Origin of the sequence: Bacillus cereus group sp. BfR-BA-01331 (assembly GCF_022663915.1) — a bacterium.
Taxonomy (GTDB): Bacteria; Bacillota; Bacilli; order Bacillales; family Bacillaceae_G; genus Bacillus_A; species Bacillus_A mycoides.
The window spans coordinates 1-10,556 of sequence record NZ_JAKUGJ010000056.1 but is presented as its reverse complement, the minus strand read 5'-3'; the positions used below and the strand labels follow the sequence as shown (position 1 = coordinate 10,556).

Sequence of the window (10,556 nt, the reverse complement as noted above, 5' to 3'; positions counted from 1 at the left end):
TTTAATACTTTCTAATCGTTATCAAATTATGTTGTTAGTTACGGATCAAGTAATCAAATGCACCTAGAGATGCGGTTGCGCCTGATCCCATTGAAATAATGATTTGTTTGTATGGGCTATTTGTACAGTCACCCGCAGCAAATACACCAGGTACGTTTGTAGCACCGTGCTTGTCTGTAACGATTTCACCACGAACACGTTCTACTGTTTCACCTAACCAGTCTGTGTTTGGTACAAGACCGATTTGAACGAATACACCTTGTAATTCTATATGATGAACTTCGTCAGTTTTACGATCGATGTAAGAAATACCTTCTACTTTGTCACTACCAGTAATTTCTTTCGTTTGAACGTTCTTTAATACAGTTACGTTTGGTAAGCTGTACAGACGATTTTGTAATACAGCATCAGCTTTTAGTTCTGGCATGAACTCAAGAACAGTTACGTGTTTTACGATACCTGCTAAATCAATTGCTGCTTCAACGCCAAAGTTACCACCGCCGATAACTGCTACATCTTTTCCAGTGAATAATGGGCCGTCACAGTGTGGACAATATGCTACACCTTTGTTTTTAAACTCAGCTTCACCAGGTACACCAACATTACGCCAACGTGCACCGGTAGCAACAATTACGCTCTTACTCTTTAGAACCGCACCGTTTTCAAGTTCTACTTCGATTAAGTCTTTCTTTTCTAGACGCTTCGCACGTTGCAAATTCATTGCGTCGATATCGTAATCTTTTACGTGTTCTTCAAGGCTTGCTACAAGCTTAGAACCATCAGTGCGTGTCACACTGATAAAGTTCTCGATACCCATTGTATCCATTACTTGGCCACCAAAACGGTCAGCAACAATACCTGTGCGAATGCCTTTACGTGCCGCGTAAATTGCTGCACTTGCACCAGCAGGACCTCCACCAACAACAAGTACATCATATGGATCTTTATCAGCGAATTCTGATGCATCTGGGCCAACGCCTAGTTTTGCAAGAATTTCTTCCATCGTTATACGGCCGTTTCCAAATGTTTCACCATTTAAGAATACAGTTGGTACTGCCATGATGTCTTTACTTTCAACTTCTTCCTTAAATGCAGCGCCGTCAATCATTGTATGTGTAATATCAGGGTTTAAAACGCTCATTAAGTTCAGTGCTTGTACAACATCAGGACAGTTGTGGCAGCTTAAGCTAATGTAAGATTCAAAGCGGTATTTACCTTGAATATTTTTAATTTGGTGAATGACTTTTTGCTTAACTTTTGGAGCACGGCCACTAACTTGTAGTAACGCTAAAACTAGGGTATTAAATTCGTGTCCTAGAGGGATACCCGCAAAAACTACCCCTGTATCTTCACCAACACGATTCACACTAAAACTTGGTGTTCTTTCTAATTCTATTTTTTCTATCTTGATCTTTGATGACATTGCTGCTAATTCATCTACAAGAGCTAGCATATCTTTAGATGTGTCATCAGATCCTGCACTAACTTTTAGTAATACATCACTTTCCATCAGTTGAAGATATTGGGCTAATTGTCCTTTGATATCTGCGTCTAGTAACATTGTGTCTTACTCCTTAAATTGTATTTCTTTTTGTTTATTTATTAGATTTTACCTACAAGGTCAAGGCTTGGTTTAAGTGTTGCAGAGCCTTCTTTCCATTTAGCTGGACAAGCTTCGCCTGGGTTATTACGGACGTATTGTGCAGCTTTTACTTTGTTTACAAGGATACTTGCATCACGACCGATATCGTCAGAGCTAATTTCAACAGATTGAATAATACCATCTGGATCAATAATAAATGTGCCACGTGCAGCAAGGCCTTCTTCTTCAATCAATACATTGAAATTACTAGAAATTTTTTGAGTCGGATCACCAATCATAATATATTCAATTTTATTAATAGTTTCTGAGTTATCATGCCATGCTTTATGAGTAAAGTGAGTATCAGTTGAAACAGAGTATACTTCAACTCCAATTTCTTTTAAAGTTGCATATTGATTTTGTAAATCTTCAAGTTCAGTAGGGCATACGAATGTGAAGTCAGCAGGGTAGAAGCAAACTACACTCCATTTATCTTTGAAGTTTTTTTCTGTAACATCAATAAATTCACCATTCTGGTAAGCTGTCGCTTCAAATGGTAATACTTCTGTGCCGATTAATAACATAATAAAATTCCTCCTAAGTTTAAATGTTGAGTATTATAAATAGATTTAAAAAAAGAAAATTCTTAATTAAAATCACATTGCTTAAGATCAACAATTTTAGTTTTATATTTTATCTTATACCCCAACCAAATACATAAAAATAAAATTGCACTAATATATGTCGCAAATAAATCAACCCATGAAACATTCGTTTTTACAATATTTTCATATTCTTGTCCTAATATAACAACAATACATAGTACTATTGAAATTATAGGGGCGAATGGAAACCATTTAGCTCTATAAGGAAGATCATCAATGTCTTTTCCTTGGGCTATATATGCTTTGCGAAATCGATAATGACTTAACGCAATTCCTAACCAAGCTATAAAACCAGAAAGGCCGGAAGAGCTTAACAACCACATGAATACTTTTCCTTCGCCGAAAAAGGAAGAAAGAAAAGCAAACATTCCTACTAGAGCCGTAAAAATTAGAGCGTTAATTGGTACACCATTTTTATTTATTTTCATAAGAGATTTTGGAGCTTTTCCTTCTCTGGCTAAGGACCATAGCATTCTAGTAGATGCATACATTCCAGAATTAGCAGCTGATAGAATAGATGTTAAAATTACAGCATTCATAACCGATGCAGCAAATAATAAGCCTGCTTTTTCAAAGACTATTGTAAAAGGGCTCATCGAGACATTTTCAATATCTATATTCATTAAATAAGGATGAGTATATGGAATAAGCAGCCCAATTACAAAGATAGAACAAATATAGAAGAGTAAAATTCTCCAAAATACTTGTTTTATAGCTTTAGGGACATTTTTTTTAGGGTTCTTACTCTCACCAGCTGCAACCCCTATTAATTCTGTTCCTTGGAAAGAGAATCCAGCAATCATAAAAACTGATAAGATGCTTAGACCATTAGAGGGTATAGGGGCTTCACCGATAGTGAAGTTTTTAAATCCAACAAACTCCCCACCAATAATCCCAATAATAGTGAGTAATCCTATTAATAAAAAAACTATAATTGTTATTACTTTAATTAAAGAAAACCAAAACTCAGCTTCTCCAAATGACTTGGTGGAAAAGTAATTAAGCAAAAATATTATAGTTAAGAAAGCAGCACTCCAAACAATGCCTGGAATAGAAGGGAACCAGAATTTCATTATAATAGCAGAAGCTGATAACTCTACTGCGATGGTAATGGCCCATGTATACCAATAATTCCAGCCCAGAGCAAATCCGAGAGCTGGATCTACGAATCTAGAGGCATACGCACTAAATGAACCCGAATGAGGTAGAAAAGTGGCCATTTCACCTAGACTCATCATAAGTAGGTATACCATTATTCCAATTGAAATATAAGCAATTAGAGCCCCTCCAGGCCCTGCCATTTGAATGGATGTACCACTAGAAATAAATAGTCCTGTTCCAATTGAACCACCAATAGCAATCATAGTAAGGTGCCTAGCTTCTAATGTTTTTTTTAATGTATTTGTAGGATGTTCCGTGCTTTTTTGAGCTATATTGTCAACATGCGAAGTTACCGTTGCTCTTTCAGAACTCATAAAATCCCCCATATAAATTTTTTGGAGTATTTAGAAATAACATCAATTCTTACAGGTTTATTCAAACACTCTTGATTTTGTAGAGGTTATTTCATAAAGAGTCGGAAGAATTTCTCTCCGACTCTAAAGATGTTTAACTCACCGTATAGTTTAAACTCCTACTAATTCTTTGTTATCTTCATAAATTTCGCCCATAGTTTCATGAGAAATCTCTCTAGACATATCTTCCTCGGATGCATAACTGAAAACAACAACAGTACGACGAGAGTCGTTATTTAATGGTGTAACCCTGTGCAATGTAGTGCCGGCTTTCATAAAGTAACAATGATCTTTAGGAACATACAAACTCTTAATTTCACGGCTCTCTAAAACTTCTTTTAATCCAGACTCTGGGTTTTCTTTATCCCAAACAGTATCAGGCACATACTCAACAAGAGCACCTTCACCTTCTTTAGGAGCTTCAATCACCCAGATTAAAGCAAATGTATAGTCATCCCAATGCCATCCGTGTGTGTCACCTGTTTTCTGTTGGTTATTAATAATAAACTCTTCTGGTGTATAAGGAATGCGGTGAACTGGTTCATTATTGTTTAAGAAGGTTAAGAAATTTAAAAGTACTTCAGACTTAAAGAATGCTGGAATTAATTTTCCATCCTCATGAATATTATCTCGATTTACTACATTAAAGTTACGTGGAGTATTCCCTGTAGCTTTAATGGTAACATCACGACGTTTTGCATTTTCAGAAAGAAGATATTTCGCTTCTGCAGACATAGCTGCAATTAGAGGTTGCGGTAACATGTCATTCATCATTGCTAAACCTTCATTTTTAAATCTTTCTTGAAGAACTAATAAGTAATCCTTAGGTAATGAGTTAATATGTTGTTCTACAATTGCATCAAATTGTTTTTGAAATTCCATAGTAAATTCCTCCTAATTTTTAAATATAAAAGTTTATTTATTATCAATGACTTTAATAGCATGTAAACCATTGCTACTCTGCACAGAAAGTCCTAACTCAATACAGTATTTTAGATAATTCACGATATCTTTTGTAATAACTTCACCTGGTAAAAGGACAGGTATCCCTGGCGGTGTTACCAGAACGGATTCTGCTGCCACTCTTCCAATAGTTTTATCTAAATCTACATACTCAACTTTGGAGAAGTACGCTTCTCTAGGTGTCATAGCCAATGTAGGTGGAGTTAATGTTCTTATAGCACTTTTACTCTTAGTTACTCGATCAAAATCAATTGGTATTGAGCCATTCTCAAATCGAATAGCTAATGACTTTAATGATTGTAGTAGTTGTTCAATATCAGATTCATTATGACCAATTGTTACAATGAAAAGAATATTATTCACATCGGAAAGCTCAACTTCTATGCGATAATCATCACGTAAGATATTTTCAACTTCCCTACCTGTTACGCCCCAGTTTGTCACATTTATACAAAGCTTTGTCTCATCTAAAGCAAAACTAGAACTTAAACCCTTCAAATCCTCTGGTCCTAAGCAAGAAAGCCCTGGAATTTTATTAACTGAACCTCTTGCAATACGAGATAAATCTAATGCTCGTTGCAACAATTCTTCTCCATTAACTGCTAGTTGTTTGCGAGCTGCATCTAAAGAAGCCATTAATAAGTAGGATGCGCTAGTAGTCGTAATTAAAGAGAAATTTTCTTTAACCCTATCTAGACTCACCAATCCTTCTCGAACATTGATCACACTTGTTTGAGTAAATGAACCGCCCATTTTATGCATACTTGAGGATGCAATATCTGCACCTGCTTCCATTGCAGATATAGGGAGATCCGGATGGAAATGTACATGTGATCCTTGAGCCTCATCCACTATGACTGGTATACCCTTAGAATGCACATAATCAATAATGGCTTTCAAATCAGTTACAGCGCCATAATAAGTAGGGTTTATTACACATACACCTTTAACATCAGGGTGAGCTTCTAGAGTTTGCTTTATATTTTCTAAGCTAATCCCATGGCAAACACCGTAGACAGAATCAATCTCAGGAGATATAAAGATTGGTACTGCACCAGATAAAATTAGTCCACTAACAATAGAAGCATGTACATTTCTAGGAATAATAATTTTATCACCTGGATTACAAATGCTCATTATCATAACTACATTGGCGCTACTAGTACCCTGAACACTAAAAATAGTGTAATCAGCTCCAAAAGCGTCCGCAGCCAGTACCTGTGCCTCGTGAATAATACCAGTTGGATGACGTAAATAATCTAATGGCGGTATACCCACTAAATCAAAATCCAAGGTATTTTTTCCAAAGTAGGTTGTAAATTCTTCATCTAATCCTCTTCCCTTTATATGACCAGGTGTATGCATTTGTAAATAATCACTATTTATATAATTCTTCACACCAGTAATTAAAGGAGTCTCATATTGTTTACTTTTATTCTTCGATAGAAAAATTTCTTCTTTAAGTTGCAAGAGATCACCTCAACTAATTAGATTGATTTATTTTTTTAAAAATAATTCCCTGACCTATGTAGCAGCATAAAACAGCTTTATATGTTCACCTCCTAAATCCAAATTTCTTAAGATTCTATTTTTATTATATATTCTAAAAACAATTATTAAAAGTAGGCACTTTATTGTGTCAAAGTATCTTGTTATATACATAATAACTTTTAATTAGTTAATTATTTTTAATGAATGTCATATCATTTTTATTGTCTTAAGGAAAAACATATGAAATATGCTACGAATATCTTGGTTATTCCTTTAAGTTATATAATACATTTTTGCCTAGTAACTCTAGTTGAACTACCCCCACTTTCACTTCGTTTAGAAATGAGGGATTCCTAAGTAAAGAGTTCTATCGAACTCTAGTTGATTAGGCTAACCCCGCAGTCCTTGCGGTTAGAAGCCTTATCGCTTCATTTTTTATATTGATACTTGCGTTAGTATCCCTATCATGGTGTGTACGACAAAAAGGACAGTCCCATTTACGTAGGTTTAGATTTTTAACGTCTTTGTTCTGATATCCACAACAAGAACATAATTGGGAGGACGGAGTCTTCTTGGCTAAAATGATAAAAAAGGATCCTAAATATAGGATCCTAAATAGAAATTGTATCTTCCTAAAAATGTGATTAAACTTTCATTTCTTTAGAAAAATTCTGCATATGAAGTATGTAGTTTCTAGCACTTTCTTCTAATTTTTCATCTGATAAGTTATTGTGTTCTGCACCATATACAGCAAAAGTCGGTAAGAACTTCATCCCAGTATAAAGGCATGAAGCCTGATAAGGTTTTAATAATTCACTCAATGTATACTCGTTTGCTGCACCTGCTTGATATTCCTTCTCTGCTACACCAGCAGAAATTGCTAGGCCAAACTCTTTTCCTTGAAGCTTATCTCCTTTAGAACCATATGCAAATCCGTATTCTAAAACCTCATCAAACCATTTTTTTAATAACGGCGGAGAGCTGTACCAATAGAATGGGAACTGAAAAATATAACGATCATGTTCTAATAATAGATTTTGTTCATATTCAATATCAAAACTCCAATCTGGATAACGTTTATATATTTCATGTACAGTAAATTCTTCTGGGTGCTTTTTAATCTCCTCAAGCCAACGTTTATTTACTCGAGATTCTTCAATATTTGGATGTGCAATGATTACAAGTGTTTTCATGAAATTTCCCCTTTTCAAAAAATAATAAATAATAAATAATATCAATACTATTTTTATATTAAGTAATATTGATATCATGTAATATATACTAATCTTTAAAGTACATACTTTAAAGTACGCACTTTAAAGTGCTATAGGAACCCTGAAGTGCTATAGGAACCTTGAAGTTCCTATAAAAATAGGGGAGGCTTAGTTTTTTATTTAATTTCAAAAACATTATAGACTTAATACTAGTAAAAGGAGCGATTTTATGAAAGAATATAATTTTCCTATTGAGGCAACTCTTGATGTTGTAGGTGGTAAATGGAAAGTAGTATTATTATGTATTTTACTAAATGGAAAAAAGAGAACCAGTGAAATTAAACGTGCTATGCCAAGCATTACCCAAAAAATGCTGACACAACAATTAAGAGAATTAGAATCAGATGGAATTATTAATCGTACTGTTCATAGTCAAGTACCGCCAAAAGTAGAGTATTCTTTAAGCGAGTATGGACAAACTTTAACTGCTGTACTTGATTGTATGTGTGAATGGGGACAAAACCATATACAAAAGCAATTAGAAGATAGTAATGTTAAATAATCTCCATATTAATTTTAATAGCATTCATAATATAAAACCATTGCATAATCTAAAATGAAAATTCTGATTTTGTTGACTTTTCTTATTTCACAAATATAATTAAATTGTCATATATGGTCTATACATCTTTTTTCTAAGAACTTGATAACGCTTGGTTGAAGAGGATGTTCTATCAACCAGGACTTCTTCTTTAAAATTTGTTTAGGTTAGAAGATTATTAATACAAGAAAAGAATATATGATAAATTTATTTAAGGGCGGAGAGGGGATTTTATTTATGAACGTGAAAGAAAAAATGCGATTGGGCGAAATGTATTGTGGATTTGATAGTGAATTAGTCAAGGCAAGAGAAAATGCAAAGAAAATTACAAGATTATATAATGCAACAACTGATGAAGAACGTGACTATCGTGAACTACTGATTAAAAAACTTCTTGGAAAGAATGGTTCAAATACGTTTATAGAGCCAAATTTCCGTTGTGAATTTGGTTACAATATTGAGGTTGGTGATAATTTCTTTGCAAATTTTGATTGCATTATCTTAGATTGTGGTAAAGTGTCAATTGGAGATAATGTGTGGCTTGGACCAAGAGTACAGATTTATTCTGTAAACCATGTTACAGAACCACAGGCTAGAAGAGACGGATACGAAATTGCAGCACCTGTAAACATTGCTGATAATGTTTGGGTTGGAGGAAATACAGTAATAAATATGGGGGTTTCTATTGGGGAAAATAGTATTATTGGCTCGGGAAGTGTTGTCACAAAAGACATACCACCTAACGTAGTTGCAGTAGGAAACCCTTGTCGAGTTATAAAAACAATAGATTAATTCTCTATTTTAAAGGCAACGTAAACTATCAAGTGGAAATTACTTCCTTGTAGCTTGATATTAAACTGCAAAGATAAATCACCCGTAGTAGGTTAAGAAATTTAAAATACGGGTGATTTTTTTTGTTTTAAATTTAAAATATTATAATGAAAATACTTGCGCTCTAGATAGTTTGAAATGCAATATTAGGTTCACTAATATCTTCTAAATAATTTGTACCAATCTCACACATTTGAAATAAAATAGCTTCTAACTCATATCCCTTAGATGTAAGAGAGTACTCTACTTTCATTGGTACCTGTTGATATATTTTCCTCTCAATTAACCTGCTCTGTTCCAACTCACGTAGCTGTTTTGTCAGCATTTTTGAAGTTATTCCAGGTAGTAAAGATTTTAATTCACTAAAACGCTTCTTTTCAGAAATTAAGTAAAATAATATTAACATCTTCCATTTACCAGTAATCATATGAGATAGTAATTCTAATCCACAGTTGTAAGTTACTTCTTTCAAATGCATCACCTCGCTTGATATAGATGAAAAGATATAATTTTACGCAAATATATCTTTTCTATACAAAATTTTATCATATGTAGATAAAGTATAAAATAACAAAAAAGCTATCTTTTTACAGTTTATTATTATTAGTTATTGTATCAATTGTTTGTATAAAAGTATTTAGACCAATTTATGCCTTCAAAGGATTAAACAGAAAGGAACATTAATTTCAACTCAAAAACTATTGGGAATGGATGAGCATGAATAGGGGTTACCATACATGCCCATCAACTTAAGCTCAAAAATAAGATAAACTTACATTTAAATATAAGAAGAAATACAACTTGCTTATTTAAAATAGGCAAGAATGCTCCCACTTCAAAAAGGAATGCCCTATAATTCTCTTCATAAAACAATTACGATTAATTTATTAAACTTTGTCATGTTTCCAGAATATGAAGCATTCCATACAACAGGAATCCTATGGAATCAGCAACAGGAACAAATACGAAGTGATGACATAGAAGTTCATATTGTAGAGATTCCTAAGTTAATGCAACAGTGGCGTAATGAACAAATTAATCCTTGGGAAGATTCCTTTGTTCGTTGGCTATTATTACTTCCAGCGAATGAGGATAAACATTTAACCCAAACATTGGAGGACATTGCCATGAATCAAGATCCAATTTTACGAAAAGCAATGGATAAGTGGGAACATATGAGTCAAGATTCTTCTTTTCTCCAAGCGTATGAAGCAAGAGAAAAGGTTTTAATGGATGAGGCCGCTAAGTTTGTTCATGCTCATAATGAAGGTAAAAAGGAAGGTATTCAAGAAGGTGTTCAGCAAGGGAAAATTCAAATGATTAAAAGTATGCATGAACTGGGTATACCAATTGAAACGATTGCAAAAGCAAGTAAATTAAGTATAGAAGAAGTTGAACATATTTTGAGAGGAAATTCATAATAAACAACTAAGAAAGCAGATTGAAAAATCCAAGCTGCTTTCTTAGTTGTTGCAATTTATTAGTTTATTGATTGGTTATCATTACTTTCAGCAAATGAAGATGAACAATTAACCCAAACATTGGAGGATACTTCCTTCTTGTGTTATCTTAACTATGTGGGATATAAAGATAACTGATTTTGTGAAATGTATTGCAGAAATTTGTAATGAAACCATAGAAATACAGTCCTAATTAAAAGGGGCTCTATTTCTATGGTTGATGCATTCAAATGTT

The 10,556-nt window shown here is 33.7% G+C and carries 9 protein-coding genes and 2 pseudogenes; 3 read left to right on the top strand and 8 right to left on the bottom strand.

Annotated features, from left to right (window positions below):
- Nucleotides 1-34 precede the first annotated feature (34 nt).
- From ahpF to MR155_RS30030, 7 genes and pseudogenes are all read right to left on the bottom strand, one after another.
- Nucleotides 35-1,561 (bottom strand): alkyl hydroperoxide reductase subunit F, encoded by a 1,527-nt coding sequence (gene ahpF, locus MR155_RS30060; RefSeq protein ID WP_242311984.1) that lies wholly within the window; start codon nt 1,559-1,561, stop codon nt 35-37.
- A gap of 41 nt (nt 1,562-1,602) precedes the next feature.
- Nucleotides 1,603-2,166, bottom strand: coding sequence for an alkyl hydroperoxide reductase subunit C (gene ahpC / locus MR155_RS30055; protein ID WP_242311982.1), 564 nt, complete (start codon nt 2,164-2,166; stop codon nt 1,603-1,605).
- Nucleotides 2,167-2,228: 62 nt separating this feature from the next.
- Nucleotides 2,229-3,722, bottom strand: a complete 1,494-nt coding sequence (locus tag MR155_RS30050; RefSeq protein WP_396027188.1) for an amino acid permease — start codon at nt 3,720-3,722, stop codon at nt 2,229-2,231.
- 150 nt (nt 3,723-3,872) lie between these two features.
- Nucleotides 3,873-4,643, bottom strand: coding sequence for a HalD/BesD family halogenase (locus tag MR155_RS30045; protein WP_242311981.1), 771 nt, complete (start codon nt 4,641-4,643; stop codon nt 3,873-3,875).
- A 33-nt stretch (nt 4,644-4,676) separates the two neighbouring features.
- Nucleotides 4,677-6,194, bottom strand: coding sequence for an aminotransferase class I/II-fold pyridoxal phosphate-dependent enzyme (locus tag MR155_RS30040; protein ID WP_242311980.1), 1,518 nt, complete (start codon nt 6,192-6,194; stop codon nt 4,677-4,679).
- A gap of 406 nt (nt 6,195-6,600) precedes the next feature.
- Nucleotides 6,601-6,783 (bottom strand): annotated as a pseudogene (locus tag MR155_RS30035) (zinc ribbon domain-containing protein); the annotation flags it as partial.
- Between the two features lie 76 nt (nt 6,784-6,859).
- Entirely contained in the window at nt 6,860-7,408 is a 549-nt protein-coding gene (locus tag MR155_RS30030) for an NAD(P)H-dependent oxidoreductase (protein ID WP_242311979.1), read from the bottom strand.
- Nucleotides 7,409-7,658: 250 nt separating this feature from the next.
- Here MR155_RS30030 and MR155_RS30025 point away from each other — a divergent pair, with 250 nt between their 5' ends.
- Nucleotides 7,659-7,991, top strand: coding sequence for a winged helix-turn-helix transcriptional regulator (locus MR155_RS30025; protein WP_242311978.1), 333 nt, complete (start codon nt 7,659-7,661; stop codon nt 7,989-7,991).
- A gap of 276 nt (nt 7,992-8,267) precedes the next feature.
- Nucleotides 8,268-8,822: a sugar O-acetyltransferase gene (locus MR155_RS30020; protein ID WP_242311977.1), complete on the top strand. Its 555-nt coding sequence runs from the start codon at nt 8,268-8,270 to the stop codon at nt 8,820-8,822.
- Between the two features lie 163 nt (nt 8,823-8,985).
- On the opposite strand, the gene MR155_RS30015 is transcribed toward MR155_RS30020, so the two are convergent.
- Nucleotides 8,986-9,339 (bottom strand): winged helix-turn-helix transcriptional regulator, encoded by a 354-nt coding sequence (locus tag MR155_RS30015; protein WP_242311985.1) that lies wholly within the window; start codon nt 9,337-9,339, stop codon nt 8,986-8,988.
- 355 nt (nt 9,340-9,694) lie between these two features.
- Here MR155_RS30015 and MR155_RS30010 point away from each other — a divergent pair.
- A pseudogene (locus MR155_RS30010) lies at nt 9,695-10,282 on the top strand (Rpn family recombination-promoting nuclease/putative transposase); the annotation flags it as partial.
- Between the last annotated feature and the right edge of the window lie 274 nt (nt 10,283-10,556).

Bases quoted from the DNA above. Each gene is read 5' to 3' on its own strand.
- MR155_RS30045 (WP_242311981.1), bottom strand. From the start codon at position 4,643: ATGGAATTTCAAAAACAATTTGATGCAATTGTAGAACAACATATTAAC.
- MR155_RS30050 (WP_396027188.1), bottom strand. From the start codon at position 3,722: ATGAGTTCTGAAAGAGCAACGGTAACTTCGCATGTTGACAATATAGCT.
- MR155_RS30030 (WP_242311979.1), bottom strand. From the start codon at position 7,408: ATGAAAACACTTGTAATCATTGCACATCCAAATATTGAAGAATCTCGA.
- MR155_RS30015 (WP_242311985.1), bottom strand. From the start codon at position 9,339: ATGCATTTGAAAGAAGTAACTTACAACTGTGGATTAGAATTACTATCT.
- MR155_RS30025 (WP_242311978.1), top strand. From the start codon at position 7,659: ATGAAAGAATATAATTTTCCTATTGAGGCAACTCTTGATGTTGTAGGT.
- ahpF (WP_242311984.1), bottom strand. From the start codon at position 1,561: ATGTTACTAGACGCAGATATCAAAGGACAATTAGCCCAATATCTTCAA.
- MR155_RS30020 (WP_242311977.1), top strand. From the start codon at position 8,268: ATGAACGTGAAAGAAAAAATGCGATTGGGCGAAATGTATTGTGGATTT.
- ahpC (WP_242311982.1), bottom strand. From the start codon at position 2,166: ATGTTATTAATCGGCACAGAAGTATTACCATTTGAAGCGACAGCTTAC.